Origin of the sequence: Nocardia sp. NPDC049707, from assembly GCF_040674855.1 — a bacterium.
In the GTDB taxonomy this organism is placed as follows: domain Bacteria; phylum Actinomycetota; class Actinomycetes; order Mycobacteriales; family Mycobacteriaceae; genus Nocardia.
On the sequence record NZ_JBFANN010000020.1, the window covers coordinates 17,863 to 43,792 of the forward strand.

The 25,930-nt window shown below is 63.0% G+C and carries 32 protein-coding genes; 27 read left to right on the plus strand and 5 right to left on the minus strand.

What is annotated here, in order from left to right; translation table 11 throughout:
- Window positions 1-20: 20 nt before the first annotated feature.
- The 5 genes from AB0J29_RS18960 to truB all read left to right on the plus strand — a co-directional run bounded on the left by AB0J29_RS18960 (window position 21) and on the right by truB (window position 5,522).
- The gene (locus tag AB0J29_RS18960; RefSeq protein WP_364787359.1) at window positions 21-1,040 is read left to right on the plus strand and encodes a bifunctional oligoribonuclease/PAP phosphatase NrnA; all 1,020 of its coding nucleotides are present in this window, start codon (window positions 21-23) and stop codon (window positions 1,038-1,040) included.
- Between the two features lie 118 nt (window positions 1,041-1,158).
- On the plus strand, window positions 1,159-2,598 hold the full coding sequence (locus AB0J29_RS18965) for an MATE family efflux transporter (protein ID WP_364787362.1): 1,440 nt from the start codon (window positions 1,159-1,161) through the stop codon (window positions 2,596-2,598).
- Window positions 2,599-2,808: 210 nt separating this feature from the next.
- The gene (locus AB0J29_RS18970; protein ID WP_364787793.1) at window positions 2,809-3,765 is read left to right on the plus strand and encodes a metallophosphoesterase; all 957 of its coding nucleotides are present in this window, start codon (window positions 2,809-2,811) and stop codon (window positions 3,763-3,765) included.
- A 171-nt stretch (window positions 3,766-3,936) separates the two neighbouring features.
- Complete coding sequence (gene npt / locus AB0J29_RS18975) at window positions 3,937-4,608, plus strand: 4'-phosphopantetheinyl transferase Npt (protein ID WP_364787796.1); 672 nt, start codon at window positions 3,937-3,939, stop codon at window positions 4,606-4,608.
- On the plus strand, window positions 4,608-5,522 hold the full coding sequence (gene truB / locus AB0J29_RS18980; protein ID WP_364787365.1) for a tRNA pseudouridine(55) synthase TruB: 915 nt from the start codon (window positions 4,608-4,610) through the stop codon (window positions 5,520-5,522). The genes npt and truB overlap by 1 nt, the downstream gene beginning before the upstream one ends.
- Before the next feature lie 182 nt (window positions 5,523-5,704).
- Here the strand turns inward: truB and AB0J29_RS18985 are convergent, their stop codons facing one another.
- From AB0J29_RS18985 to AB0J29_RS19005, 5 genes are all read right to left on the minus strand, one after another.
- Window positions 5,705-6,481, minus strand: a complete 777-nt coding sequence (locus AB0J29_RS18985; protein WP_364787368.1) for a metal-dependent transcriptional regulator — start codon at window positions 6,479-6,481, stop codon at window positions 5,705-5,707.
- A 109-nt stretch (window positions 6,482-6,590) separates the two neighbouring features.
- The gene (locus AB0J29_RS18990; protein ID WP_364787371.1) at window positions 6,591-7,274 is read right to left on the minus strand and encodes a DUF6875 domain-containing protein; all 684 of its coding nucleotides are present in this window, start codon (window positions 7,272-7,274) and stop codon (window positions 6,591-6,593) included.
- Entirely contained in the window at window positions 7,271-8,374 is a 1,104-nt protein-coding gene (locus AB0J29_RS18995) for an AMP-binding protein (protein WP_364787374.1), read from the minus strand. The genes AB0J29_RS18990 and AB0J29_RS18995 overlap by 4 nt, the downstream gene beginning before the upstream one ends.
- Before the next feature lie 762 nt (window positions 8,375-9,136).
- The gene (locus AB0J29_RS19000) at window positions 9,137-9,862 is read right to left on the minus strand and encodes a hypothetical protein (RefSeq protein ID WP_364787377.1); all 726 of its coding nucleotides are present in this window, start codon (window positions 9,860-9,862) and stop codon (window positions 9,137-9,139) included.
- 67 nt (window positions 9,863-9,929) lie between these two features.
- Complete coding sequence (locus AB0J29_RS19005; protein WP_364787380.1) at window positions 9,930-10,127, minus strand: hypothetical protein; 198 nt, start codon at window positions 10,125-10,127, stop codon at window positions 9,930-9,932.
- 516 nt (window positions 10,128-10,643) lie between these two features.
- Between AB0J29_RS19005 and AB0J29_RS19010 the strand changes: the two genes are divergently transcribed.
- From AB0J29_RS19010 to AB0J29_RS19115, 22 genes are all read left to right on the plus strand, one after another.
- On the plus strand, window positions 10,644-11,123 hold the full coding sequence (locus AB0J29_RS19010) for a hypothetical protein (RefSeq protein ID WP_364787383.1): 480 nt from the start codon (window positions 10,644-10,646) through the stop codon (window positions 11,121-11,123).
- A gap of 792 nt (window positions 11,124-11,915) precedes the next feature.
- Window positions 11,916-12,161: a hypothetical protein gene (locus AB0J29_RS19015; protein WP_364787386.1), complete on the plus strand. Its 246-nt coding sequence runs from the start codon at window positions 11,916-11,918 to the stop codon at window positions 12,159-12,161.
- 103 nt (window positions 12,162-12,264) lie between these two features.
- Window positions 12,265-13,191, plus strand: a complete 927-nt coding sequence (locus AB0J29_RS19020; RefSeq protein ID WP_364787389.1) for a YqaJ viral recombinase family protein — start codon at window positions 12,265-12,267, stop codon at window positions 13,189-13,191.
- The gene (locus AB0J29_RS19025) at window positions 13,188-14,057 is read left to right on the plus strand and encodes a recombinase RecT (RefSeq protein WP_364787392.1); all 870 of its coding nucleotides are present in this window, start codon (window positions 13,188-13,190) and stop codon (window positions 14,055-14,057) included. The genes AB0J29_RS19020 and AB0J29_RS19025 overlap by 4 nt, the downstream gene beginning before the upstream one ends.
- Before the next feature lie 2 nt (window positions 14,058-14,059).
- Window positions 14,060-14,281 carry a hypothetical protein gene (locus tag AB0J29_RS19030; protein ID WP_364787395.1) on the plus strand — a complete coding sequence of 74 codons (222 nt, stop codon included), beginning with the start codon at window positions 14,060-14,062 and terminating at the stop codon, window positions 14,279-14,281.
- Window positions 14,278-14,970: an exonuclease domain-containing protein gene (locus AB0J29_RS19035; protein WP_364787398.1), complete on the plus strand. Its 693-nt coding sequence runs from the start codon at window positions 14,278-14,280 to the stop codon at window positions 14,968-14,970. The genes AB0J29_RS19030 and AB0J29_RS19035 overlap by 4 nt, the downstream gene beginning before the upstream one ends.
- Window positions 14,931-15,785: a hypothetical protein gene (locus tag AB0J29_RS19040; RefSeq protein WP_364787401.1), complete on the plus strand. Its 855-nt coding sequence runs from the start codon at window positions 14,931-14,933 to the stop codon at window positions 15,783-15,785. The genes AB0J29_RS19035 and AB0J29_RS19040 overlap by 40 nt, the downstream gene beginning before the upstream one ends.
- Window positions 15,782-16,501: a hypothetical protein gene (locus AB0J29_RS19045; RefSeq protein WP_364787404.1), complete on the plus strand. Its 720-nt coding sequence runs from the start codon at window positions 15,782-15,784 to the stop codon at window positions 16,499-16,501. The genes AB0J29_RS19040 and AB0J29_RS19045 overlap by 4 nt, the downstream gene beginning before the upstream one ends.
- Before the next feature lie 335 nt (window positions 16,502-16,836).
- The gene (locus AB0J29_RS19050) at window positions 16,837-17,691 is read left to right on the plus strand and encodes a helix-turn-helix domain-containing protein (protein WP_364787407.1); all 855 of its coding nucleotides are present in this window, start codon (window positions 16,837-16,839) and stop codon (window positions 17,689-17,691) included.
- An 8-nt stretch (window positions 17,692-17,699) separates the two neighbouring features.
- Entirely contained in the window at window positions 17,700-19,007 is a 1,308-nt protein-coding gene (locus AB0J29_RS19055) for an AAA family ATPase (protein WP_364787410.1), read from the plus strand.
- 202 nt (window positions 19,008-19,209) lie between these two features.
- The gene (locus AB0J29_RS19060; RefSeq protein ID WP_364787413.1) at window positions 19,210-19,392 is read left to right on the plus strand and encodes a hypothetical protein; all 183 of its coding nucleotides are present in this window, start codon (window positions 19,210-19,212) and stop codon (window positions 19,390-19,392) included.
- Window positions 19,393-19,899: 507 nt separating this feature from the next.
- Window positions 19,900-21,147, plus strand: coding sequence for a DNA cytosine methyltransferase (locus AB0J29_RS19065; protein WP_364787799.1), 1,248 nt, complete (start codon window positions 19,900-19,902; stop codon window positions 21,145-21,147).
- Window positions 21,148-21,158: 11 nt separating this feature from the next.
- Window positions 21,159-21,419: a hypothetical protein gene (locus tag AB0J29_RS19070; protein ID WP_364787416.1), complete on the plus strand. Its 261-nt coding sequence runs from the start codon at window positions 21,159-21,161 to the stop codon at window positions 21,417-21,419.
- On the plus strand, window positions 21,416-21,706 hold the full coding sequence (locus AB0J29_RS19075) for a hypothetical protein (protein ID WP_364787419.1): 291 nt from the start codon (window positions 21,416-21,418) through the stop codon (window positions 21,704-21,706). The genes AB0J29_RS19070 and AB0J29_RS19075 overlap by 4 nt, the downstream gene beginning before the upstream one ends.
- The gene (locus tag AB0J29_RS19080) at window positions 21,703-22,275 is read left to right on the plus strand and encodes a metallophosphoesterase (RefSeq protein ID WP_364787421.1); all 573 of its coding nucleotides are present in this window, start codon (window positions 21,703-21,705) and stop codon (window positions 22,273-22,275) included. Before AB0J29_RS19075 ends, AB0J29_RS19080 begins: the two co-directional genes overlap by 4 nt.
- Window positions 22,272-22,439 carry a hypothetical protein gene (locus AB0J29_RS19085; RefSeq protein ID WP_364787424.1) on the plus strand — a complete coding sequence of 56 codons (168 nt, stop codon included), beginning with the start codon at window positions 22,272-22,274 and terminating at the stop codon, window positions 22,437-22,439. The genes AB0J29_RS19080 and AB0J29_RS19085 overlap by 4 nt, the downstream gene beginning before the upstream one ends.
- A gap of 11 nt (window positions 22,440-22,450) precedes the next feature.
- A complete protein-coding gene (locus AB0J29_RS19090) occupies window positions 22,451-22,924 on the plus strand; it encodes a hypothetical protein (protein WP_364787426.1) in 474 nt (157 codons plus the stop codon).
- Between the two features lie 20 nt (window positions 22,925-22,944).
- On the plus strand, window positions 22,945-23,196 hold the full coding sequence (locus AB0J29_RS19095) for a hypothetical protein (protein WP_364787429.1): 252 nt from the start codon (window positions 22,945-22,947) through the stop codon (window positions 23,194-23,196).
- On the plus strand, window positions 23,193-23,507 hold the full coding sequence (locus AB0J29_RS19100; RefSeq protein ID WP_364787432.1) for a hypothetical protein: 315 nt from the start codon (window positions 23,193-23,195) through the stop codon (window positions 23,505-23,507). Before AB0J29_RS19095 ends, AB0J29_RS19100 begins: the two co-directional genes overlap by 4 nt.
- A gap of 121 nt (window positions 23,508-23,628) precedes the next feature.
- Window positions 23,629-24,378 carry a hypothetical protein gene (locus AB0J29_RS19105; protein WP_364787435.1) on the plus strand — a complete coding sequence of 250 codons (750 nt, stop codon included), beginning with the start codon at window positions 23,629-23,631 and terminating at the stop codon, window positions 24,376-24,378.
- Between the two features lie 53 nt (window positions 24,379-24,431).
- A complete protein-coding gene (locus tag AB0J29_RS19110) occupies window positions 24,432-24,845 on the plus strand; it encodes a DUF6221 family protein (protein ID WP_364787438.1) in 414 nt (137 codons plus the stop codon).
- 75 nt (window positions 24,846-24,920) lie between these two features.
- A complete protein-coding gene (locus tag AB0J29_RS19115; RefSeq protein WP_364787440.1) occupies window positions 24,921-25,820 on the plus strand; it encodes a hypothetical protein in 900 nt (299 codons plus the stop codon).
- Window positions 25,821-25,930: the final 110 nt, after the last annotated feature.

Sequence of the window (25,930 nt, forward strand, 5' to 3'; positions counted from 1 at the left end):
TGCGGTAGACCATGACGACGATGCCCGTCGACCCGGGTAGGGGGGTCGCTGTCGATGCGGTCGGGTTCGGACCGGCCGTTGCCGCATTGAGTGCGGCGCGTTCGGTCACCATCCTGTGCCATGTGCAGCCCGATGCCGACACCATCGGCAGCGGGCTCGCTTTGGCCTTGGTGTTGCATCGGCGCGGTGTCCCGGTATGGGTATCGTTCGCCGAACCCGCCGAACTGCCCGCAACGATGCGGACGCTTCCTGGTGTGCAGCATCTGGTGCCGCCCACGGATGTCCCCGCCGAGGTGGATCTGCTGGTTGCCGTGGACTGCGGCAGTGCCGGTCGGCTGGGTGTGCTCGCCGATCGATTGGCCGGGGCCCGAACGACTTTGGTGTTCGATCATCACCGCTCCAATACCCGGTTCGGGACGGTCAATGTGATCGATGCGGGTGCGGAATCGACGACGAGTCTGATCGCACGATTGCTCGATATCTGGCAGGAGCCGATCGATGCCGAAGTGGCACATTGTCTTTACGCCGGATTGGTCACTGATACCGGATCGTTTCGCTGGGTGCGGCCCGGCACCCATCAGCTGGCCGAACGGCTGCTGGCCACCGGCATCGATGGCGCCGAAATCACGCGCTCACTGATGGATACGCATCCGTTCGGCTGGTTGCCGATGCTGTCGCGGGTGCTCGGCTCGGCTCGGTTGGAGCCACAGGCCGGTGGTGGGACCGGGCTGGTGTACGCCATCGTGCGGCGCGAGGATGTCGACGGTGTGCGCTCGGAAGAGGTGGAGAGTGTGGTCGATATCGTCCGCACCACATCGGAGGCCGGGGTTGCCGCGGTGTTCAAGGAATCTCGCACGATTCCGGATCGGTGGACGGTGTCGCTGCGCTCACGCGATAGTGCGCCGGGAGCGCAGGACAGTGTCGATGTGGCCACTGTCGCAACGTCTTTGGGCGGTGGTGGGCATCGGTTCGCGGCCGGGTATACCACGCACGGCACGTCCGAGTCGGTGGTCGCGGCGCTGTTGGCCGAACTCGGGTGAGTATGGCGGTTACGGGTCGGCCGGTTGAGCAGCAGCGCGCCACGCGCCAGCGCTGTTCGGGTGGGCCATCGTCGTGGGGTGGCCCGCGAGATGCTCGGCATGGCGTATAGAGGCACGGATGGATGAGATACGACCGGATGCGTCGCCGACGGGGGAGGGCCTCGATCCGGTGGCGGATCTGCTGCGCGAGTCCGCGACTACCGCGGAGATCGGCGGGGACGAGTCGGACCCGATCGATGCGGTGGGGCCTCGACGGATTCTCGGACTCGCCGTGCCGACCTTGGGTGTGCTGATCGCGGAACCCATCTATCTGCTGCTCGACCTGGCGGTGGTGGGACGGCTCGGGGCGTTGGCATTGGCCGGGCTCGCGGTCGGCGGATTGATTCTGGCGCAGGTCGGTTCGCAGCTGACGTTCCTGTCGTATGGGACCACGGCGCGGGCGGCGCGGCGGCATGGGGCCGGGGATGAGCGCGGTGCGATCGAGGAGGGGGTGCAGGCGACATGGATCGCGGTGATCGGCGGGACGCTGCTTCTTGTTGTGGGGCAGGCGATTGCGGTTCCGCTGACGAATGTGATCGCCGGTGGTGGGGATATTGCCGGGGAGGCGTTGGTCTGGGTGCGGATCGCGCTGTTCGGGGTACCGCTGATTCTGATCGCCATGGCGGGTAACGGGTGGTTGCGCGGGGTGCAGGAGACGCGTAGGCCGCTGTTTTTCGTTGTTGCGGGACTGCTGGTTTCGGGAGTGCTGTGCCCGACGCTGGTGCACGGGCTACTGGGTGTGCCGCGGCTGGAGTTGGTGGGTTCGGCGGTCGCGAATGTGGCGGGCCAGTCGGTGACGGCCGGGTTGTTCCTGACCGCGCTGGTGCGCGCGCGTGTTCCGCTGGCGCCGCACTGGTCGGTCATGCGAGCGCAACTGGTCCTCGGTCGTGATCTGATCGCCCGCAGTCTCGCCTTCCAAGCCAGCTTCGTCTCGGCGGCGGCCGTCGCGTCCCGATTCGGTGCGGCCTCGGTGGCCGCGCATCAACTGGTTCTGCAACTCTGGAATTTCCTTGCCCTGACCCTGGATTCGCTCGCCATCGCCGCCCAAACCCTGGTCGGTGCGGCGCTCGGCGCGGGCGACGCCGCTGGTGCGCGCGGACTCGCACGCCGCGTCACCCGCTGGTCGGGTGGATTCGCGCTGGTCCTGGCGGCGGTCTTCGCGGCGGGCGTCACCGTCATCCCCAAACTTTTCACCGACGATCCGGCCGTCCTCGACCGCACCCAGGTCGCCTGGTGGTTCTTCGTGGCCATCATCCCGATCGCAGGCATCGTCTTCGCCCTCGACGGCGTCCTCTTGGGCGCGGGCGACGCCGCCTACCTCCGCAACACCACCCTCGGCGCCGCCCTACTGGGCTTCCTCCCCGCCATCTGGCTCTCCCTCATCTGCAACTGGGGCATAGCAGGCATCTGGACCGGCCTCGTAGCCTTCATGCTCCTGCGCCTCGTCGCCGTAGTCTGGCGCGCCGAATCCGGCCGCTGGGCCCGAATCGGCACCGAGGTCCCCCGCGTCAGTGCGTAGCCCGTGCCCGGCCTGCCGCCGCGAACCGAACGGAAAGCTCACGGTCGCGGCGGGTTTCGCGCCCTCCGCCGATCTGCTGGTTCGGATAGCGGATCGAGGCCCCGGACAGACCGTACGAACATGGCCGTCAGCGGAGGATTCGACATCGAATCGCCCATGATCATCGAGTCGGACGGCGGGAGCTGCCGCAGATATGCCAATGTAGGTGTGGTGATACCCAAGTTGATGGCGGTGAGCGACGTTCATGTCGGACACCAGGGGAATCGTCCGGTTGTCGAGCAGATTCGGGCGGATTCGCCCGAGGACTGGCTCATTGTGGCCGGGGACGTCGGGGAGAAGTCCGACGATATTCGCTGGGCGCTGGAGCTGCTGCGCGGGCGCTTCGCCAAGGTGATCTGGGTGCCGGGCAACCACGAATTGTGGACCACGGCGAAGGATCCGGTGCAGATGCACGGTGTCGCGCGCTACGACTACCTGGTGTCGATCTGCCGGGACCTCGATGTCATCACACCGGAGGATCCGTTCCCGGTGTGGACCGGCGCGGGGTCCGAACAGTACGGCGGCCAGGTGACGCTGGTTCCGATGTTCCTGCTCTACGACTACTCGTTCCTGCCCAAGGGCACCAAGACGAAGGCCGAGGGGCTCGCCCTGGCCCGGGAACGCAATGTGGTGGCCACCGACGAATTCCTGCTCTCACCGGATCCGTACCTGACCCGGGACGCCTGGTGTCATGCCCGAGTTCAGGTCACCAGGCGCAAGCTGGACGCGCTGCCACCCGAAACACCGATCGTGATGATCAACCACTTCCCGCTGGTCCGCGAGCCCACCGAGGTGCTGTGGTACCCGGAATTCGCGCTCTGGTGTGGCACCGATCTGACCGCCGACTGGCACACCAGCTACAACGTGGTCTGCTCGGTCTACGGCCACCTGCACATCCCGCGTACCTCCTACTACGACGGTGTGCGCTTCGAAGAGGTATCGCTCGGCTACCCCCGTGAATGGCAGCGCCGCGGACTGCCGGACCAGTTGCTGCGCCAAATCCTGCCGACCCCGGATTACCCGCCGGGGTCGCTGAACAAATGGGGCGGCCACTTCGAGGTCACCCCCGAGATGGAGGCCGCAGCCGCCGAGATGCGCGCCAAAGCCGAGCGTCGCCGCGGCGTCTGAGCCTGGTCCGGCATTGCGGCGGCAATTTGATTCGCGGCGCAACTACTGATTTGGTGTGTACATGGGTAACTCGTCGGGCACGGGCAAACTCACTTGCCCCCTGACCGCCGGACGCCGCCATCGCTCGCGTGGCACTCGAGTCCGGCTTGAAGGTGCGAGGAGGCGGACGAGCTGATCGAGAAAATTCTTCCCGCTGGTGTGGCTTCGGCAGAGCTCTTGGAGTATCCCGAGGACCTGCAGCCGCATCCGGCCGAGGCGCACCTCATCGAGAAGGCGGTGGAGAAGCGTCGCCGGGATTTCATCGGTGCTCGGCACTGCGCCCGGCTCGCGCTGGTGGAACTGGGTGAGGCGCCGGTCGCGATCGGCAAGGGCGAGCGGGGTGCGCCGGTGTGGCCGCGCGGCATCGTCGGCAGCCTGACGCACTGTGACGGCTACCGGGCGGCGGCCTTGGGCCACAAGCTGCGGTTCCGCTCGATCGGCATCGATGCCGAACCGCATGACGCACTGCCCGAGGGGGTGCTGGATTCGGTGAGCCTGCCACCCGAGCGGGACTGGTTGGCGCATGTCGACGGCTCCGGTCTGCACTTGGACCGCTTGCTGTTCTGCGCGAAGGAAGCCACCTACAAGGCATGGTGGCCATTGACCGCGCGCTGGCTCGGCTTCGAGGACGCCCACATCACCTTCACCATCGATGAAAGCTCCGACGGCGCCGGTTCGGGCACCTTCCACAGCCAGATCCTGGTGCCGGGACAGGTCACCGACGGTGGCGCGCCGCTGACTTCCTTCGACGGCCGCTGGATGATCGGCGATGGACTCATCCTGACCGCGATCGTGCACGACTGATGGCCGACGCACGGATCGACGCACTCGGCGGTCTGCTGATCGTCGACAAGGACGGTGGTTGGACCAGCCACGATGTCGTCGCGAAATGCCGAAAACTATTGCGCACCAAGAAGGTCGGGCATGCCGGGACGCTCGATCCGATGGCCACCGGCGTACTGGTGCTCGGCGTCGAACGCGCCACCAAACTGCTCGGCCTGCTCACCCTGACCACCAAGGCATACACCGCGACCATTCGGCTCGGACAAGCCACCACCACCGACGATGCCGAGGGCGAAGTGCTCTCGACCGCGGCGGCGACCCATCTCACCGATGCCGAAATCGCCGTGCACACCGCGAAATCGACCGGTGCTATCGAGCAGGTCCCCGCCACGGTCAGCGCCATCAAGGTGAATGGTGAACGCGCCTATGCCCGGCATCGGGCCGGTGAAGAGGTGCGCCTCGCCGCTCGCCCGGTCACCGTCTCACGCTTCGATATCCTTGCCCGCCGCGATATTTCGGAGTTCGTCGATCTGGACGTGGTCGTCGAATGTTCGTCCGGCACCTACATCCGTGCACTGGCACGCGATCTGGGTGTCGCGCTCGGCGTCGGCGGCCACCTGACCGCGTTGCGCCGCACCAGGGTCGGCCCATTCACCCTCGAACACGCCAGAACCCTCGACGAATTGGCCGCCGCCGCCGAATCCGAGGACGCGCTGCTGAGCCTGGACATCGACGACGCCATCCGAACCGCATTCCCACACCGCGCTATCGATGACAAGCAAGCAGAAGATCTCCGCAACGGCCGCTGGCTCGATCCGGTCGGCCTCTCCGGCGTCTATGCCGCCATCGACCCATCCGGCCGCGCAATCGCCCTGCTGCAGGAAACCGGCAAGCGCGCCGCCTCGGTCATGGTCGTGCGCCCCTCCAATCTCTGACAATCGCGTACCGGTCAGTGGCCATGCGGCAACTGGCACGGCTGGATTTCCCGGCGCGCCGACCGATTCGGCGGGCCCCATTTCTCTGGGGGCCGACCTGTGCTGACTCCGAGGCATGGCGATCCGATAAGGGGATCGGAGTGTGTTCTTGCCGCGGGTTGCGGTGGCCCCGGCAGCGTGCGTCAGTCGCGGAGCCAGATGGCTTCGGCCGCGGGGCTGCCGAGATCGATGGTTCGGTCCTCGATGCGAATCGCGATGGTGCCCGCGAAGTCTCGGCGCTCCACCACGACGATCGGCGTATCGAGCGCGATACCGACCGAATCGAAGTAGCGCAGCATATCCGGATCGGCGTCGGAAATCCGTGCGACATGGCCGGATTCGCCCGCGCGGAAATCGCTGAGCTGGCGAGCGGGAGGCTTCGGCACCGCGCCGTCGACCGAGGGAATGGGATCGCCGTGTGGATCCCGGTCCGGATAGCCGAGTTTCGCGTCGATGCGTGCCATCAGCAACTCCGAGACCGCGTGCTCGAGCACCTCGGCCTCATCGTGCACCTCATCCCAACCGTAGCCGAGTTCGTTGACGAGGAATGTCTCGATCAGCCGATGCCGGCGCACCATGGCGACCGCCGCGAGACGCCCGTGTTCGGTGAGGGTGATGGCCCCATACCGAGCGTGTTCGACAAGGCCTTGATCGGCGAGCTTGCGTACCGCCTCCGAGACGGTGGAGGCCGAGACACCGATCCGTTCGGCGAGCAGTTTCGTCGATACCTTTTCTTGCGACCATTCTCGAGCGGTCCAGATCACTTTCAAATAGTCCTGCGCGACCGAGGTGAGCTCCCGCGCAACCGTCGCGGTGCTGCCGTGCGGGCCTGTGGTCTCGGTCGGCTGCGCTGCGGTGTCGGCCAGCTCGCGTCGGGTGGCGATGTCTCGTTTACCGGGCACATGTTCGAGCTTATGCATTGGACTCCCGATTAACACATTCAGACGCTCGAGCAGCGGCAATGCCGTTGTCCGGCAGTGCCGCCGCGTCGGTTCCGGCTGGTCGGACCGACCTCGGGTCCGCCGGTGTTCACCCCCGCGGGGCGGAGCCGGAGCGACCCGCCGGTGTTTCGACGAGTTTGGCGGCCATGGAATTGCTGATGAAGCCGGGAATCGCGGGGGCGAAGACTTTGAAGTAGGTATCGATCCATTCCTGGCGGGTGTTGAGGAATGGGAAGTCGGTGGGGGCCATATAACGGACGGCGAGGATGGGCAGGGGCGCGTCGAGCGCTGGAAAGTTCGGATTGTGCAGCCCGGCGACGGTGCAGCCGGGATAGAACTGGCCGAGCATCAATCCCTTGTCGACGAACCGGGTTTTCTGGACCTGTTGGACAGCGTCGATGTCGACGTATTCGGTGAGGTCGGGGAAGACCGCGAGCACGGCTTTGAGCTCATTGTCGGGTTCGTGTCGCGGCGGCAGGGCGGGGAACAGGTCGTTCAGATCATCGACGACGGCGGTTATCCGTTCTGCGTCGATACGGCGGCCTTCGACGAAGCAGACCCACAGGTATCGGCCGCCGATGGCGCGTCCGATGTAGGGGCAGACGGGGCCGGGTCGGCCGAGGTCACGATGGGGTCTGGACAGGTAGCCGCTTGCCCATCGGCGCAGTTCGGCGGCGTGCGGATGTTCGGCGGCGCGAATTGCCGGATCGGTGGAGAACAGATTGGTCGGTTGCACGCCGGAGCGTTTCCCGATAATTCCTTCAGCATTCATGATCGGCCTCTTTTTGCCGAGGAGTAGGTATTGACCACCGCGCGACCCGGTGTCCATTGCGCGGTCGGATCCGCTGGACATGTCTCACTGCCGAGGACGATGGTGTCGAGGGCGTCGATTCTGTCCGGGTGCATCGACGCGAGCACCGTGGGGGTGACGGCGAGATGGGTGATGTCTTCGGTCGCGATCAGTTCCGCCAGTTCGGTACCGGCGACTATCGACGGCGGCGCGAGGAACAGTGTGGCTCCGGCGGCGGCAGTGCTGAGCCATTCGAGGATCGAGACATCGAAAGTGGGCGAGGCCGCGGCCAGCACCCGAGATGTCGGGGTGAGGCGGAAACGCGCTCGGGTCTCGGTGGCCAGGTCGGCTATTCCGGTGTGGGTGACGACGACGCCTTCGGGCGTTCCGGTGGAGCCCGAGGTGTAGATGAGATAGGCCGGGTGTTGTGGTCGTAGTGGAGTCGCACGTTCGGCGTCGGTGACCGGTTGTGGGTCGCGGGTGATGTCGTCGAGATCATCCAAAGTCGACCAGTCGACGGCGTCGGGCAGTTTCGCACGCACGGATGTCACGGTGAGTCCGATGGCGGCACCGGAATCGTCGAGCATGCGGATGATGCGTTCAGGGGGGTGGTTCGGGTCGAGGGGGAGGAAGGCCGCGCCGGATTTAGCTGTCGCCCATATCGCGAGCACGAGTTCGGGCGACTGTGGAATACCCACCGCGACAACGGTATCCGGCCCTGCCCCCAGGGCGATCAGGACCCGGGCCAGCCGGTTGGATCGCTCATCGAGTTCGCGGTAGGTCAGGTGTCGGCTGCCGAACACGATCGCGGTGGCATCGGGGTTCTGGGCGACGGCCGCTGTCAGCAGGTCGAACAGTAGGACAGCTGGCAGTGCGGGTGCTCCCGCGTAGGTCGGTAGATCGGCTCGTTCCGCTGGTTCCAGTTCGCCCTTGACTTCCACATAGTGCGCCACCGCCGATGGCATCTCGGGAGCGCGCCGTTGCTCGGTCCAGCTTTCGGCCTGCCCGCACGACAACGGGAACGGATCCGTGCTGCGGGAACCAACAGAGCCGTCGCCAAGCGGAGTTGCCGGTGCGTTCATCAATTACCCCTTCGGTCCAGAGGTGCTTATGTGAAGGCGCGCACTGCGGGAGATCTTGATCCGGCTCTGCGGAAATCACGGCCGAACGACGGAGCTCATGGTGTGGACCGGGCCAGCTGCGCCAGCAGTGTGATCCGGGATTATCGGCGGGTGCCCAGCCAGGAAGCCGCCTGAGGCAGAGCAGAGTCGTAGGACATCGGGAACCACCTTTCTCGACAGGCGATCAGCTTCAAAGTTCCAGGATCGCAATGGCGAGCCTTGCGAGCAGGGGAAGAACGCGGATCGTGATTACCTCGCAACTGTCGTCACCCGGCTGAACCCGCAATTCACCCCGTGTACACAACGGGTCCCGCCGGAGTGCGGATGGCCACCTCCGAATACTGTTCGCCCCCCGTTTTGCGTAGGCTGCGGACTGTGCAGAGATGGCGAAGTCTCGACGAGGGTTCGCCATGACCTGCCGAAAGCCGCTCAAAAACCTATCCTGAGCAGCGATTTCGCTAGGTCGAGAACACCTCGGAACCCCCCGCTTGCCCCCGCTGATCCCCGGTGTTTTCGGCCCAAAGTGACACTCAAAGTTGGACTGAACCCCCGCTAGCCCCCGCCAGATTCGGGGGCTGATCGGCTGTCTCCAGCCCGCTCGAATCACGAAACAGCCGTCGCCGCAAAGGAGAAGCTGTCACAGCGCTTCTCGCGTGATGTCGGCGTGTCGGATCGTCGACACGCAGACGACTTTTCGGCATCGGCAACCGCCATGCAATCGAGTCAACTGCCGAGCGCTGCCACCAACCCATACAAGCCCGCGACCGCCAGAGCCACCAAAGCAGGAGCCGCAGCAGTGGCGATGATCGCGCTGTGATGCTCCCGCAACATGGACGGGTTCGCGACGAGCGCCCACACCACGAACGCCACATAACCAAGCCCGCACACCGTTAGCGCCGTCACGGCCATCATGGCGTGCCGCAAACGGATCCTGCTCGTCCGTAGCGCCTTGCCGCACACGGCGATCAGCACAGCCCCAATCAACGCGATCTCAAACAGGTAGACGCCGATGTACCCCAGCGATGCCGAGTCGGTCAGCGCGAACTCATCAGAGACGGGCGTGCGCGCGGCTTCGCCGAGCCGAGACGTCAGTATCAGGGCAACAATCACCGCCAGTTGCACCACACTCCACACGGTTGCCGCGCGCTGGTATCGGCGCCGTGATGACTGCCGGTCCTGGGTCCTGGTCAGGGCGCGCAGGCCGATCATTCCGAGCAGCCAGGAAGCCACCGCCAAGAACGTAGTGACGATCAGGTCGGAGATGTTCTCCCCGAAGACCGCGGCGAGTGCTGGATCAAGGTGCCGGTCGCCGATTCGCGGCAAGCCTGCCATGCGGGAGATGACTACCGCGAACATAGCGAGGGTGAACAGGCGCGTGTCGGCATGCCAACGCCAGATGACGAGCCGAGCGGAAGCTACCACCAACACCAGGAGTATCGCTAGCACCACAATCGCAGTGTATTGGGCAAATCCGACATGATGCGGACTGTTCGCCCAGCGATCATCAAAATCGCAATCAAAAACCCAGCGCAGAACCGAACGAATCCGCTGCCGGGTTGTCGTTGGCCGCGTTGGCTTCATTCACAGCCTGTACGGCTTCTGTCATCAACACTTCCAGGTTCGTGCCGAGGACTTCGGCCACAACGGCGACGTCGTCCAGGTCGACGTACTTGAAGGCACCTTGCTCTAGTCGGCGGTACGTGGATTTGGTCATGTCGGCCGCGGTCCATACATCTTCTTGTGGTCGGTCGCCTCGGTGCCGAGCTATTGCGCGCCCTAACGCCCGGTTGATCTGTCCGCGCCGTTCCACGGTCTCAGAGTAACCCGGCGACCAGATCTGGAACTGCGGTAAGGGACTTTGGTCACCTGCGCGCAAACTCGCCGCGATCAGACCTTGCGGTACCCATATGGTGGGTACTACGCTCTGAAGGACCACATAAAGCGGACCATCATCCGCTTTATAACAACGCGATAAACCGGCCCACCGTCGGGGGAGGACCGTCAGACGCGGTATCTTCTGCGAGGTAAGGGGCCTAGACGTGGATCATGCAAGCTCGGGCTGAGAGCTAAACCAGTCAACGGCGCAGATCACGTCTTCCGCTCCACTCTGGGAGCGGGACCGATCCCGCGCGCCTTCAATCTTCTGTAGCAACGACTTAGTGAACCCTCACGCAGACGCAAGCGGAGAGGGGGCACAGCCGACGAAAACGCACCCGAGGACCGGTCATCCATGATCCACAACCCCGAACCAGACAACCGCTACCGCAGCTGCGAAACCCCACTGATCGCCACCGACGACATCCTGACAGACCGCGGCATCATTGTCCGCGCGCCACTCGGCCAGAAATCGGCATGGGACGACGGGCATGGTGAAATCTTCAAGGAAATCGGGCGGGTCACTGTCGACGCGACGGGGCTTGTTGAGCTGTGGCCGTACCTCGGTCTCGGTGCCGATGAGATGGCAGCACTACGGGGTTTCGGGATCGATGCACTCGAACAGGCGCCGACTCGTGTAGGTGGCTGGGATCAGGGCACCTGCACGACGCGCGGCCTGTTCTGGTGGTGCGCTATGTCGGTCCCGGTAATGACGGATGCGGAGTGCGACACCATCTTCAGAAGCACACCGCAGTTCCATGTCGACCAGGACCGGGCGTTCTTCGCCACCTATGCCGATGATGGCGCGACGGACCAGTTCGGCTCTGCCGCTTAACTGCGTCCTGTCGCACGCCTGCGACTGCGCGCGTCCTTCTTCGCATCCGCCGTGGGTTTGACCTCTACAGCCGTCGCCGCTGCCGCTGCCCATCCTGAGGAGTCGAGTCGCCGTTTCAGCTCGTTGGCCGCTGCCCAAAACGTGTCGATTAGCTCGGTATTGGGCAGTTCGGCTACTGGCGGGGGTGGCGGCTCAACGACCGCGAGGTCAGCCCACGTGAGGTATTGCGCGTTGACCATCACCTCTGTCACGGGGCGACCGAAATACTCTGAGACCTTGTGCACAACCTCCAGGCTGGGTTGAGCGCCGAAATCTCGCCAGGACCTGATGACCGATGCCGCGAACCCCGCGTCCTTCGTGAACGCGTGGTGGCTCAGGTCGCGGGACTCTATAAGCCCACGCACATACCGCCACCATCGTGTTTCTTCCGCCGCAGGGGCTTTGTCATCCACGGTTGGACCTTTCGTGTGCACCCAACCCGCACGCCGGTAGACGGTCAGGGCTGGTTTGATCTGCTGATGGTATCGGCACGGCGGGCAAAACACTATGCCGCGCGCACAAGCATGCCTGGGTACTAAATCACGTTTAAAGCATTTCTGCTGGTCAAGCGGTTGCGATCCGGTAACGGACTATTCGGGACAGTGTCATGTCCGCGCCGTTGTCACTGAGGGTGTTGCAAGCTAAACTATTGCTTGCAGACAAGACGCGCTCTAGTCTGCGTCTACGCAGCAAAAAGCCCGCCCCCACTGGCATGGGGACGGGCGCAGACCTCACAGGAAGCGACCCCGTGACATGTCCAACACAGATCATACGACGCTCACCAGCATCGCCCAGATAGTGCAAGACGCCATCGGCTGGGCCAACCCCAACAACCCCTCCGACATGGGCACAGTGCTGCTCGAACTCGCACGTGTCGTCACCAGACAGGCACGCACGATCGATTCCCTCCTCGAACGCGTCTCGGACACCGAAACCCGCGTCAACGAACTCGAATGCGCCGCAATGGTCGCGCGCCGCGCAGAGATGGGGGACCTGTGAACGCCTTCCGCGGACTCGTATACGCGTTGCTGGCTGAGCTGATCGCCGTCATCTTCGGCGCGTTCTTCGGTGCCGTCCTGTACTTCGCCTGCGGGGGCAACTGATGACCAGTCAACTCGTTGGCCACCTGTTGGCAGAGACGATCGAACCCGGTAGTCCCGCTTGGTGGTCAAAAATGTCTGCCTCAAAGGTGGGTGCCGTTCTCGGCCTGTCGCGGTGGGATTCACCGTTCTCGACGTGGCACAAGATGGCGGGCAACGTCCCGCCTGAACCGCAGAACGACGAGCAGGCGCGCGGGCACTACCTCGAACCCGCTATCCGTGCGTGGTTCGCTGACCAGCACCCCGATTGGGATGTGCGCACAACCGGCACGTGGCAGCACAACCAGCGAGACTGGCAGATCGCTTCACCAGACGGTGAAGTGTGGATTCCGTCCGATGTCGCCACATCGAAGCGACTCAGACTGCTGGAGTGCAAGACCGACGCTGAACCAGACCCCGAATGGGGTGTTGAAGGCACCGGTCAGATTCCATCCGGATACCGGGCACAGGTCATGTGGACCATGGACACAATCGGCGCAACCACAACACATGTCGTCGTGCTAAGCGCCTACCTCACGTTCCGCGAATACGTCGTCCACTACGACGCGAACGAAGCCGCTGCCATCCGTGCACGCGTCGCTGCGTTCATGGACACCCTGCCGACCGGGAAGAACCCGCAACTTCCCGACCTCGATAACCACGCCGCCACCTACCAAGCCGTGCGCGCACTCAACCCGAACATCATCGACGAAGAAATCGACCTGTCGGAACACACCGCGCTGCGTTACCTCAACGCCATCGACGCGGAAGCAGCGGCCATCGCCGAAAAGATCGGTGCCACAGCCCAACTCGCGCAAGAAATGGGCGACAGCCGCTACGGCCGCTTCCAGAAAGTCAACATCGCACGCCGCCAACAGAAACGCGGCGGAACCCCATACATCACCCAAACCGGGAAACGCCCCGACCTCCAGGAAGAAGCAGCGGCATGACCACGCCAGGTACAGAAGTAGCCAAGAAAGACAACACACCTCGCGGCATGATCGCCGAATACAAGACCGATTTCGCGCAGGTCATGCCGAGTCACATCCGCCCGGAAACCTGGGTTCGGATTGCACAGGGTGCCTTGAAGAAGGGACGTAAGCAAGGCGACTGGTTCGAACTGGAGATCGCCGCAGCAAACAACCCCGCGGTCTTCATGGCCTCGCTGCTCGACGCCGCCCGCCTCGGCCTCGAACCCGGCACTACCGAGTACTATCTGACGCCCCGCAAGGTCAAAGGTCGCCTCGAAATCCTCGGCATCGTTGGCTACCAGGGCATTATCAAACTGATCTACAACGCCGGATTCGTGTCCTCCGTCGTCGCGGAATGTGTGTACGAGAACGACCACTTCTCCTACCATCCGGGCCGCGACCGGTACCCCACCCACGAAATCGACTGGGACTCCGACAACCGCGGCAAACTGCGGCTCGTCTACGCGTACGCGCAGATGAAGGACGGCGCCTACTCGAAGGTCGTTGTCCTGAACCGCGCGGCTATCAACCGGATCAAGGAATCGTCGCAAGGCTCGTCCTCCGAGTACTCGCCGTGGGTGAAGCACGAAGACGCCATGTGGTTGAAGTCCGCGGTGCGTCAGCTCGCGAAGTGGGTGCCCACCTCCACTGAGATCCGCAACGATGCGAAGCAGGTCGAGTCCGAACGTGCCGACAATCCCGCCACGTTCACGGCTCCAGCACTGCACGACGCAGATCCGGTGTTGGAGGGCGAGTTGGTTGACGACGGCGTGACTGATGCGCCTTCGTCCTACTACGAGTCCGCCGACCACGACGGCATGTTCCCGCCCGACCCGGACGCGTAGCCGTGACAAGAAAGGTCCGGCTCGATGATGGCGCGTGGCTCGCTTACCCAACGAAGGGTGAGCGAGCCGGGGAGGGCGGCGACGCCTTCGGGGTCCGCTACTTCGGAAACACGGATGCCGCGGAACTCGCTGCACTCCACTTCGCTAATGACAACGACGGCTACCGCGCGGTGTACATGGCGCCCAATGAATCCATCTCGGAAGCAGAGGAACAGCGCGAGTGACCAGCTGGACGGAAATGCCTCTCGGATGCTTCGACGTCGAGTCCACTGGCGTATCGATCACGGAAGATCAGATCGTCACCGCGTTCGTTGGACGCGTCGACGGATCGGTTGTCCGGCGCCGACACTGGGTTGCGCAACCGAGTATCCCCATCCCCGCAGAGGCCACGGACATACACGGAGTAGACGACGAATACGTCCGTAAACACGGTCGACCACACAAAGGTGTCGTCACCGAGATCGTCAACGAACTGTATGCGTGTTGGAGCGAGGGGCGCGTTGTCGCTGCGTACAACGGTAGCTTCGATTTTTCTTTGATCGCCACGCATGCACCCGGTTTCGAGATCCGCGGCCCGATCTTCGATGCCTTCGTCGCAGACAAACACTACGACCGGTTCCGCAAGGGTTCCAGGAAGCTCTCCGCGGTGATGATCAACTACGGGATGCGTCTCGATGACGCGCACGATGCCGAAGCTGACGCGGTAGCAGCTGCGCGGCTCGCGTGGAAGCTGCCGCGCGTCTACCCAGAGTTGGCCCAGTACACAGCGGATGAACTGATGGCGAAGCAAACAGAGTGGTATGCGGACCAGGCGACGAGCCTCATCGACTACCTGAAACGCAAGGAGCTGCCGTACGCGGACGTGTCCACTGAGTGGCCGATCCGGAGAGTCGAGAAAGCACAAGCAGCGTGAACAATCATGTCAAGAGTCAGGTTCCGGTCCTCGGCAGTTACCGACGTAGGAAGCTGCGCGCGGCACGAGCTGCGCGCGGCATTCCGGCAATGGTTGATGCCGAACCAGTCCGCGACCATGTGCTCTGGTTGCGTGACATAGGTTTTACCGACACCGCGATTGGTGCTGCCGCAGGCGTCCCGCAGAAAACGATCTGGTTCGCGGGTGGGGGCGAGTTCCGTCAGATGCGGATCGAGCAGGCGGCCCGCATTAAATCGGTCACCCATGTACCAGTGCTCGCGCAAACCGCCATGCTCGTGCCCGCGATCGGTACCCGTCGCAGGCTCCATGCGCTCAATGCAATCGGGTATTCCAGCACGAAACTCGGTGAACTCCTCGGCGTCACCCAAGTCATGGCCAACCGGTACACGCACGTCGTACAGGTACGTGGCGCCACGTGGTCAACCATCAAGGACCTCTACGAAGAGCTTTCCGGCACACCGGGACCTTCACCGATCGCCAGACGGTATGCCGAACGCCACAATTTCGCACCGCCTCTCGCCTGGGAAGGCCGCGACATCGACCACCCGGACCATGAACCCGACCTTGGTGACGACAACGAAACTGGCGCCATCGACGAAGTCCTGATGGAGCGCATCCTCTCCGGCAAACACGAAGGCACGATCGGGAAAGCGGAACGGGAAGCCGTACTCAACCATGCCATTGAAAACGGTTGGGGCCGAACAGAGCTTGCGCCCATGCTGAATCTCAGCCGCGAATCCGCTGACCGCGCACTGGTCCGGCACCGCGACAAACTTCGGAAGGCGGCAGCATGACTCGCTCGCCACGAGCATCGAAAATCTATCGAATCCGCAAATCACGCGGCGAACCAGCCACCATGCCAATCGCGCTCGTCCGCCGACGAATCGAAAACCTGATGGCGCTCAACGTCACCCGGCAAGCAATCGCGCACGCAGCCGGAATCGACATTCAAACCGTGCACCACATCTTGAACCGCAACACAGACCACGTCCGGATCGAGATAGCCGCGAAAATCTGGAAGGTCGACCACAAACCACACCCAGCCCAAAAACTGGTTTCCTCACTCGGTGCCCGCCGCCGCGTTCGCGCACTGAACGCTATCGGCTGGCCCACAGCAGAACTCGCCGCACGACTCGGCCTCTCCACAAACTTCGTGCTGAACGACTCGCTTCGCCGCCCACACCTTATGTATTCGCGCTGGGCGGAGATCCGCGACCTATACGAAGAACTGTCAGGCACACCCGGACCGAGCCAACAAAGCGTCACTGTCGCGAAACGCGCCAAGCACCCATCGCCCCTCGCGTGGGACGGCCGAGACATCGACCACCCACACACACAACCCGACTGGGCCGCGATGGGCATAAAACTCACCGACCGCCCCGTATGCGGCAACAACCACGAATACACCAAAGAAAACACATACCGCGGGTCAGACGGCACCAGGCAATGCCGCAAATGCCGACGCGCAGCCAAAGCGCGACAAGCTGCCCGCAAAAAAGCCGCTGCCTGAGTTACGCCAACCAACTGAGCCGAAAGGCGAAAGGGCCACACCCATGCCGAAAGACGCCACGAGACACGAAAGTCCGGTTAGACAAGCCGATTATGCTGAATGCAATGAGACTTACTGGGGATCCGATTTGATTCCGACCCCCTAACGCAGTTCGGTGCGCTCCAGTTGCCAAGGAGCGCACCGAACAAGCGCCGTACGCACCGCAAATGCGTACGCAGCCGGGTAATCATGTCCGACCCCGGTTCGCATCAAGTGTATCGCCCGGAGGGCGTATTTACAATGTTGATCACGCATAACCCTGCCATGGGAGACGTCTCCCAAAATGGTGGTGCCGCATGAGCGTCCAAGCAACCCGATGGGCTGCGCGAAAGGTGCTCATCGAAGACGGCACCTTGAAATGCCTTCTCATGATCATGGCCGACGCCGCCGGTTCCCGCGGCGAAGGGGTGTGGCTCTCCCAGGAAACGCTGGCCCTGCGAACAGGGTTCACCGATCGCACCATCCGCCGGTCACTCGAAAAGCTGAAGGACCTCGGCTTGATCCGACCGGGGAACCCCGAACTCGTTGCGCACCTTCCCAAAGATGAGCGCCCCCTTGTCTGGAACCTGGTCCTCTCGCGCACGATCGGCCAAGGCGAGGTTCCGCGCACCCCGCGCAAACTGACCCGAAAGACCGCCACAGGACCGGACACTGAGTCCACGAAGGACCGGACTTTGAGTCCAGAGGGACCGGACACTGAGTCCAAAACCCCCGGACTCAGTGTCCTACAAAGCGTTAATGAAGCGTTAGTAGAAGGATGCGGCGATTCCAAAGCACGCCAATCGCCGCTTCTCAGCGTCGTCCCCGAACCAGTCGAAGCAGCAACAGAAGCAGCAGACCCCTTCGAAGATTTCTGGGACGTCTACCCCAAACATGCGAAGCGCGACGAAGCCCGCACCGAATGGGACGACGCAATCGCGAAAGGCGCCGACGCCCAGGCCGTGATCGACGCAGCCCGCCGATACGCCGACGACCCCGAAACGCGACGGTTGATGAACTCGCCCACCGAACGCCGGTTCATCCCATTCGCGCGGTCATGGCTGAAAGACCGTGCCTGGAAAGACTGGGGCACCCAACTCCGCGCGGTCTCCGGCGACAACTACGGCACACCCGCAGCTCGGCCGTTCAACCCCAACTGGCAAGAGATCTGAGGCACCCAATGAGCGACGACACCATCCGCTACGACTTCACCGCCGAACAAGCCGTCATCGGCGCCGTGATGCTCGCCCCCGAACAGACTGCCGCACACTTCCTGGCCATCCGACCCGAAGACTGGTACACCCCCGTCTTCCGCGACACCGCCGCGATCATCCGCGGCCTCATGGCCGACCGCAAACCCATCGACCCGACAACCGTCCTCATCGAAGCCCAAAACCGTGGCCTCGCAGGACGAAAGATCCCACCCCTCGCGCTCATCGAAGCCCACCAAACGGCAGCAAACCCCGCCTCCGTGCCTGTTCTCGCCGAACGGATCCGCAACCTCTCCGCCGCCCGGAAACTCTCCGACACCGGGCTGCGGCTCGCGCAACGCATGGACAGCGCCTGGACGACCGGCACAGACCGCGCCGACATCGACGCCGCCATCACCGAAGCCCGCCGCGCCTGCGACGAAGCCGAACAAATCGCAGCCGACCCCACCAGCAACCCGCCAACCCCGATGGGTGACTTCCTCGCCCAACCCTCCAACCACGACTGGATCGTCCCCGGACTCCTCGAACGCATGGACCGCATCGTCCTTACCGGCGGAGAGGGGACCGGCAAGTCGGTCGCTTGCACCCAAATCGCGTGCACGCTCGCGGCCGGGCTGCATCCCTTCACCGGAAACCCCCTCGGCGCAGGCGGACACCAAGCCCGTGTTCTTGTCGTCGACTGCGAAAACTCGCCCACCCAATCCCGGCGCCGCTACAAGTGGGTCACACGCATGGTCAACGACCGCAGAACAAACCACGGACTCAGCCCCGTCGACTGGAACGACACGATGTCCATCGAAATCCGGCCTGCCGGCATCGACCTCCGAACAGGCGACGACACCGCATGGCTCGAACGCGCCATCGCCGACACCAACCCCGACCTGTTGGTCCTCGGCCCCCTCTACAAGCTCCACCGCATGAACCCCAACGATGAACAGCCCGCCCGAGACGTCGTATGGGTACTCGACGGACTGCGCGAACGCTACGGGTTCGCACTCCTCACCGAAGCCCACGCAGGCAAATCCACCACCGGAGACGGACGCCGCAACATGTCCCCGATCGGCGCCAGCCTGTGGCTGCGGTGGAGCGAATTCGGATTCGGTCTGGCTCGTGCAGCAGATGATCCGGGTAAAGGCCGCGCAGAAATCGTCGACGTCGTGTCCTGGCGCGGATCCCGCGAAGAACGCGACTGGCCCGCGAAACTCCAGCACTCACACATCCTGCCGTGGATGCCCGCAGACCCCGAGTACTACGAACAAGTGCAGCGCACCCAATGAGCGCCCCACCACCCGAATGCGCAGGCCACGTCATCGTCTCGGTTGTCGAAGCCTACGAACGGAACTGGCCGCACCTGAAACCACCAATGTTCCGCGCCCAAGACGTCCTCCCACTACTGCACGGGAACGACCGCGAATACAACGCCGCATCGAAACTCCTCGACAACGAACGAGTCCACTACCCAGAAGGACAAGAACCAGAATGAAAGACCTGAAACTACTCACCAGCAACAGCGTCACCACTGCTGAACTCGCACAGCTCGACGAATTCACCACAACCCTGGCGCAGGGATCCGCACTCAAAGACATGCTGCAAGACCTCGCCCGCCGCATCCAAGCAGGCGAAGACGTATACCTGGCATTCACGCACGGAAAAGCCGCATAACCGGGTTTGACACCGCCAATACCGTTAAAGCAACCGAACAATGCGAGGTGTCGGAAAACAGCAAGCAGCGTAAGTGGACCGACAGTCCACTTAGCTCTAGACGCAGTTTCCTCTGACGGCCTCTGTAAGCCTCGAAATCCCTCGACCCAACTACGTACACGTTTCCCGCCTGAAAATCGCTTCTGCCCGCTTCCCCGTCATCAGTAATGAGGTCTCTAGTTTGTCTGCTCGATTGACTCAAACCGAAATCAACACCGGTTGGTGGAATGTGAATTGCTGTGACGGGAAGTTCCGCGGGCTGGCGGTCGCTCATTGTGCGGCTTGCTGCGAGACGTTCAGTTCGTCCACAGGTGCGGATCGTCATCGCCGGTACGGGAAGTGTGTGGATCCGGCGTCGGCTCGTAACCGGGCTGGCGAGTTGGTGTTTCAGCGTGTGGATCGGGTGGGGTATTCGTGTTGGTCGTTGGCGGGGGATGTGGAGATCGATCGATCGGAGTGGGCGGCGTGATGCGTATCGGGTCGCTTTTCTCTGGCGCGGGCGCGCTCGATCTGGCTGCGCTGGAACTGTTTCCGGGCTCGTCGATGGCGTGGCATTGCGAGGTTGATCCGGCCGCGTCGAAAGTGCTCGCGCACCACTGGCCGGACGTGCCGAACCTGAAGGATGTGACCGCGGTTGATTGGTCGCAGGTGGAACCCGTGGATGTGTTGACGGGCGGATTCCCTTGCCAGGACGTGTCGACGGCTGGTTTGCGTGCTGGTTTGACTGATGGGACGCGTTCGGGTTTGTGGTCGGTCATGCGTGACGCTGTCGCTGTTTTGCGCCCGCGCTGGGTGCTTATCGAGAATGTGAAGGGGTTGCTCAGTGCCGCAGCCATTCGCGGAGTGGAATCCGCAGACGATGACCTGGGAGACCGGGCAGGCCGACCTGTTCTCCGGGCGCTCGGAGCTGTACTCGGAGACTTGGCCGATGTCGGGTATGACGCGGCATGGGCGTGCGTACGAGCTTCCGACGTGGGCGCCAGTCATCAGCGAGCGAGAGTGTTCATCCTCGCGTTCCCTGCCGACGCCGACCGCGCGGGACTACAAAGGCCAGGCGAACGGACCGGGTCGGACGCGGCAAGGGCGGCCACGCACAAAGGGCGACGACACTCTGCCGGACGCGATCGCGAACATGTAGCGCTGCTGCCGACCCCGCAGGTCGCTGACGTGACAGGCGGACACAAGACGCGATCCGGCGCCCGGTCGAACGAACTGCTGTTGCCCGGTCTCGCCGAGGCGTACACGGCGGGGGCACTGCTGCCAACTCCACGCGCTTCCGATGGCACGAAAGGCGGCCCGAATCAGCGGGGTTCGAGCGGCGATCTGATGTTGCTATCCGCTGTTGCACAACTGCTTTCGACGCCGCTAGCCCGCGACTATAAGGGCGTTCCGGGTGCCGATTTCAATTCGGCGAACCTGTGCCGTGACGTGCGGGACATGGGCTCTCGATGGGGGGCGTTCGGGGCGGCAATCCGTCGTCAGGAGTTGCTGTCGCGGCCTGTCCCGCCGCCTACTGAACCGAATTCGAGAGGCAACCAACGGTTGTCGCCGGCGTTCGCGGAATGGATGATGTTTTGGCCTGCCGGTTGGGTGACGGATCCGGCGATCGGGTTGTTTCGGAGTGATCAGTTGAAAATCATTGGCAATGGGGTGGTTCCGCGGCAAGCGGTAGCGGCGTTCGACTACCTGATGAGCGTGCAGGCGGTGGCGGCGTGATGGATGGCGTTATGCGGCTATGCGCATCAACCGAGTTGACGGTGGTGGTGTGGGAGGACGACCGCACTGGGACGACGGTGCACCTGTTCACCGATCATGGCACCGCGGTCGGGTGGGCTTGGGAGACAGCGCACGAGAACCTTCGCCACGGCGGGGTTGATGTCGAACGGTCTGACGATGGCGAGCTGTGCATCTCGTATGGGCTCGAATCGGATTGTCTGCGTGTGATTTCCGCTGTGGAGGTCGACGCCGAACTGAAGGAAGCAGCATGAGGCGTGAATGGTGGGTGATCCGCGAGTTCGGGTTCCGCTACTGGGTGGCATACGTTTTGGTGCGGCTCGCTCACTCGGTGAAGGACACGACGTTTCATCAGGTGGTGAAGATTCCGGATGGTGCGCACGTCATGATCTACGCGGACGCGTGGGGGTCCGGTGTTGGCAGCACTGTGGGTGTGCAGTGGGAACACGACGAGGCCAAACCAGGGCGGCCCGTGCTTCGTGAGTTCGACGATATTGATGCGGCACTCGATTGGGCACACGGAGACGAGGAAGCAGCATGACGGGCATCTGGCTGACCTCGGATATCCACGTCGCCCATGCGAAAGTTTCGGAGCTGCGTGGTTTTTCGTCGACCGATGAGCATGACGCCGAATTGGCGCGATGTTGGGATGCTGTGGTGCGTCCGGTCGATCAAGTCTGGCTGCTTGGTGACGTGACCGGGCGACGCGGTGACGAGGCACGGGGTTTGGAGTGGGTTGCGGCTCGTCCTGGCATCAAGCATCTGATAGCCGGTAATCATGACCCTTGCCACGGCATGCACACCGAAGCGCACAAGGTGTTGCCTCGATATCTCGAAGTGTTTGCGTCGGTGCAGCAGTCCGCGGTGAGGAAGATTGCCGGCGAGCGGGTGTTGTTGTCGCACTTCCCGTATTCAGCAGACCACACGACAGAAGCCCGTTATCCGGAGTGGCGGTTCCCTGACACCGGTCGATGGCTGGTGCATGGACATACGCATTCGACTGTGGCGCAGCGTGGTCGTGAGCTGCATGTCGGGTTGGACGCGCACGACTTGAAGCCGGTGTCGCTGCATTGGATTGAGGAACGAATCACGAAAGGGCTCACAGCATGAGCGACACCGAAATGACCGAAGCCGACCTTGTCGCGTGCGAATGGTCTGACTACCGCAAGGAGTACGGCGCCAGTCGCGATCCGTTGAAAGCGGCACGCCAAGCGTTCATCGCTGGGTGGGAAGCCGCCCGCGGCAAGAGCTTCGAAGGTGGGCCGCTGCGATGACCGAACACGTTGTGTCGTCGCTCGACGAATGGCAGGCGTTCGCCGACAACGAAGATGAACCGCGCGCCCAACTGATCGGTGACCTCGCTGACCAAATCCGGGCACGGTTCGGCGCGAACAAGCATGCGGCCGTGTGGTTGACGGAAGAGACCGAATGGGATCGGCCGGGCTGTGATTGCTGCGGTGACGACGCCGACGTGCACATCGTCATCGACTGCGGCCACGACCAGGCGCGCATCCGTAGCGGCTGGGATGACCCGGCAGAACGTCTCGCGGTCTGGCTTGATGAGCCGCGCCGGCAAGCGGAACAAGCCGCGGCGAAGGCAGCCGAACAGGCGGTGCATCGGGAACGTTCGGCCGAGTTCGATCAGACGGTGTTGCGGCCGATCGCGGACGCGATGCAACAGGTCGAAGCTGAAGGCTACGGGAACGACCAAGAGTGGCACGACAAACTGATGAACAAGCTCGGAGTGCAGGGGTACTGATGACGTCACGCACTTACCGCATGGCAGATCACAAAGGTTGGGGCGACGCCATGTTTTGGTTCCGCAATCCCGACGAGGACGGCCGCGGCACGGTCCACGGGCATCTGCGTCAACGCCCACAACCAGGTGACCGGATCGTGTGTCCGATGCAGTCCGGTCGGAACGCGATCTTCGAAGTCCAGGTGGACGGCAACAGTTACCCATTCGACCCACCAGACCAGTACTTCGTGAACGTCGCGTTCGTCGACTACGAGGAGAAGCAGGCAGCATGAACAGGGAAGAGTTGGCGCGCAAACTGTGGGCCGCGATTGAAGACCTCGACGAGAACGACGGATTCGTACTCACCGCATGCGAAGACGCGTTCACGTTCACCCGGCTGCGGGCAGCGGGCTACTCCGATGCCTATCTGGACGTGGAGCCGTTGAACATTCCCGACGCGCGTGCGGAACTGCAACGGCTGGGGGTGAGGTGCGTCGAATTGGAACAGCGAGTCAAGACTCTCGACGCTGAAACCGCGACCAAGCAAGCGCGCCTGGACGATCTGAACGCAGCCATCGCGAACGCACTCGGGAGGGCGGGGTGAGCGCGGCTGAGCAGGGCAGATAGCGGGAGTTGCGTTTGCGATCAAAACTCTTGTTTGTGACATAAACTGAGTGTATGGTGGGTTTAACCCCGCACCCCCTTAGACCAGTGAGGACAAGCAGATGGCAACCGAAGCTCCACTCGCCGACTACGTGATAACCGGCTTCGAAACCCGCTACTACTCACCGGTTCCCGAGGTCCAAATGCCCGGCGGCACCTGCTGGCACTGCGGCACCGCAATCGCGATCTGCGTGCAGATCCGCCACCGCCAAACCGGCGAAACCCACGAAATCGGCAGCACCTGCGCCGAACGAGTCGGACTCGACGTCACGGAACTCAAAAAGATGCTGCGCGACCGGTATGCGACTATGCGGGGAGAGCGTGCAGCAGCGGAACGCCGCACCTACCAGCAGGCGCGCGAGGAAGAGTTCGGCGCCCACGGCACCGAATCCCGATTCATCAGCGGATGCCGCTGCGCCCGCTGCAAGACCGTCGCCCCGCACGGCACCGAAACCCGCTGGCATGCAGGCTGCGAATGCCTGGACTGCGTCGAAGGCGTGCTTGCCGCGAAACCGGAAACCTATTGGATCGTCGACGAATACCGCGTGCTGATCGACTTGGCTACTGGCCGCATCGCCAACGCTGAGATCGTCAACACGCAGTACGGGCACAGCTGGTGTGTCACGAACGAACACGGCCGCAAAGTGTGGATCGCTGTCGGACCGGCCCGACGCAGCACCCAAACCAAGAAAGGCTATGTGGAGGCGCATGCCCCGATGCTGGTGGTCGGCGGACGCGACTGGGACCGCCCACGGATGGTTCTTGGTGAGCCGCTGGCCGATCGGTGGGGCGAACCCATCTACCGGCCCTAAACAACCACGCCGCGCCCGGTCATGCCGGGTGCGGCGTTGACTTTGGAGATGCAATGACCATCGATGACGCTGTCGCCCGCCTCACCGCGGGACTCGACGAAGACGAACAGATCGCACAAGCAGCGGCGAAACGCGCTGGCGAATGGCGGGTATTCGACGGCTCAGTCCGCGGTGAACCGTTCTACCCAGCAGACCCCGAATACGGCATCGACGCGGGCGGCGAAACCTGCATCGTCTACGACGAGGGCTACCCGCTGCGGGCCGAAGCACGACACATCGCCCGCTTCGATCCGAAGACACAGCTGCGTCGGGTGGAGGTGCTGCGGGAGGTCATCGCCAAGCAGAAGCTATACAGCTCAGCGACGTTCCCGGACTTCGAAGGCGGCTACTCGACCGCTCTGGACGACGTGGTTGAACTGCTGGCCTCCATCTATACCGAGACCCCCGACGAGACGGAGAAGCCGTGAGCGAGTGTAGCGTCGGCCGCTGAAATCGTCGCTACAGGTTGACTGTGAGACTAGCCGGGATTGGGGAAATTCCACATGGCCGATATCGAACCGACCGATGGGGTCGCGTCACTCGACGCCAGACGCGCGGATTACGAAGCTGAACTAGCGAGGTTTGAGAAAAAGCGAGACGAGTTGGTAGACGAGCATCGACGGCGTTCCCTGATGCTGGCGCAAGATGCACGTGCGGTCATCAAGAAATCGAAGCTGACGCGCCGCTTTGGTCTCGTCTTTACCCTGTTTCTTGCGCTTGCAACTTTAGTTCTGTCGTGGGTTGCGGGGTCAATATTAGGTTTTTTCGCCGTAGTGATCATGGTTTCAATGGCCGCGTTCCAGTGGGTGAGAGGCAGTGAACTTGTCCTCGACGGAGAGGCTGTTCTTGCAAAATTGGAAGTGTATGCAGCACTTGAGGAGATAAAAGGCCCAGACGATTTGCTTGGCCTGTTGAAGCTGAATCGCCGACAGATGGATGCCTATGACGTCGCAGCGCGGAGGCAAGGTAACGCCTCCCACTGGGCGAGTCTGGCCGCGATGACGGTTGGCCTTGGAATCGTCGGCCTAGGACTGTGGATTGCGGTGACCGCTGAAACAGATGCAGCGAAGTATTCCGCGGCGATAATCGCTGGTGTGGCGACCGCTGCCGGTAGCTACATTGCCCGGACATTCATACACGTCCACTCGACCACCCAAGAGCAAGTCCGCTTCTACTTTGAGCAGCCGCTGGTTCAGAGCTACATGCTGATGGCGGAACGTTTCATTGCCCAGATGCCAGAATCCGAGAGGCCAGCTCAGTTCGTGAAGCTCGTAGATTCGGCAGCCTCGCAGGCGGCCATGGTTCCTCTCCGTCGAGTTGGCGCGCAACCGATTCCAGAATTACCGCCCACGCCTGCAAGCGATACGATTACAGCGGATGACGATCGTCGGTCGAATCGGTAGCGTCCCACTGGTTCCGACAAGAAATTCCGGGTTTGACTCGCCCGCGATAATAGATATGTGAGTGAAAGCAGCCGCGATATCGTCGACGAAATCGACGCGCTAGTCGACAC

Coding starts and splice junctions, on each gene's coding strand:
- AB0J29_RS18960 (WP_364787359.1), top strand. CDS start 21: ATGCCCGTCGACCCGGGTAGGGGGGTCGCTGTCGATGCGGTCGGGTTC.
- AB0J29_RS18965 (WP_364787362.1), top strand. CDS start 1,159: ATGGATGAGATACGACCGGATGCGTCGCCGACGGGGGAGGGCCTCGAT.
- truB (WP_364787365.1), top strand. CDS start 4,608: ATGGCCGACGCACGGATCGACGCACTCGGCGGTCTGCTGATCGTCGAC.
- AB0J29_RS18985 (WP_364787368.1), bottom strand. CDS start 6,481: ATGCATAAGCTCGAACATGTGCCCGGTAAACGAGACATCGCCACCCGA.
- AB0J29_RS18990 (WP_364787371.1), bottom strand. CDS start 7,274: ATGAATGCTGAAGGAATTATCGGGAAACGCTCCGGCGTGCAACCGACC.
- AB0J29_RS18995 (WP_364787374.1), bottom strand. CDS start 8,374: ATGAACGCACCGGCAACTCCGCTTGGCGACGGCTCTGTTGGTTCCCGC.
- AB0J29_RS19005 (WP_364787380.1), bottom strand. CDS start 10,127: ATGACCAAATCCACGTACCGCCGACTAGAGCAAGGTGCCTTCAAGTAC.
- AB0J29_RS19010 (WP_364787383.1), top strand. CDS start 10,644: ATGATCCACAACCCCGAACCAGACAACCGCTACCGCAGCTGCGAAACC.
- AB0J29_RS19015 (WP_364787386.1), top strand. CDS start 11,916: ATGTCCAACACAGATCATACGACGCTCACCAGCATCGCCCAGATAGTG.
- AB0J29_RS19020 (WP_364787389.1), top strand. CDS start 12,265: ATGACCAGTCAACTCGTTGGCCACCTGTTGGCAGAGACGATCGAACCC.
- AB0J29_RS19025 (WP_364787392.1), top strand. CDS start 13,188: ATGACCACGCCAGGTACAGAAGTAGCCAAGAAAGACAACACACCTCGC.
- AB0J29_RS19045 (WP_364787404.1), top strand. CDS start 15,782: ATGACTCGCTCGCCACGAGCATCGAAAATCTATCGAATCCGCAAATCA.
- AB0J29_RS19050 (WP_364787407.1), top strand. CDS start 16,837: ATGAGCGTCCAAGCAACCCGATGGGCTGCGCGAAAGGTGCTCATCGAA.
- AB0J29_RS19055 (WP_364787410.1), top strand. CDS start 17,700: ATGAGCGACGACACCATCCGCTACGACTTCACCGCCGAACAAGCCGTC.
- AB0J29_RS19060 (WP_364787413.1), top strand. CDS start 19,210: ATGAAAGACCTGAAACTACTCACCAGCAACAGCGTCACCACTGCTGAA.
- AB0J29_RS19065 (WP_364787799.1), top strand. CDS start 19,900: ATGCGTATCGGGTCGCTTTTCTCTGGCGCGGGCGCGCTCGATCTGGCT.
- AB0J29_RS19070 (WP_364787416.1), top strand. CDS start 21,159: ATGCGGCTATGCGCATCAACCGAGTTGACGGTGGTGGTGTGGGAGGAC.
- AB0J29_RS19075 (WP_364787419.1), top strand. CDS start 21,416: ATGAGGCGTGAATGGTGGGTGATCCGCGAGTTCGGGTTCCGCTACTGG.
- AB0J29_RS19080 (WP_364787421.1), top strand. CDS start 21,703: ATGACGGGCATCTGGCTGACCTCGGATATCCACGTCGCCCATGCGAAA.
- AB0J29_RS19085 (WP_364787424.1), top strand. CDS start 22,272: ATGAGCGACACCGAAATGACCGAAGCCGACCTTGTCGCGTGCGAATGG.
- AB0J29_RS19095 (WP_364787429.1), top strand. CDS start 22,945: ATGGCAGATCACAAAGGTTGGGGCGACGCCATGTTTTGGTTCCGCAAT.
- AB0J29_RS19100 (WP_364787432.1), top strand. CDS start 23,193: ATGAACAGGGAAGAGTTGGCGCGCAAACTGTGGGCCGCGATTGAAGAC.
- AB0J29_RS19105 (WP_364787435.1), top strand. CDS start 23,629: ATGGCAACCGAAGCTCCACTCGCCGACTACGTGATAACCGGCTTCGAA.
- AB0J29_RS19110 (WP_364787438.1), top strand. CDS start 24,432: ATGACCATCGATGACGCTGTCGCCCGCCTCACCGCGGGACTCGACGAA.
- AB0J29_RS19115 (WP_364787440.1), top strand. CDS start 24,921: ATGGCCGATATCGAACCGACCGATGGGGTCGCGTCACTCGACGCCAGA.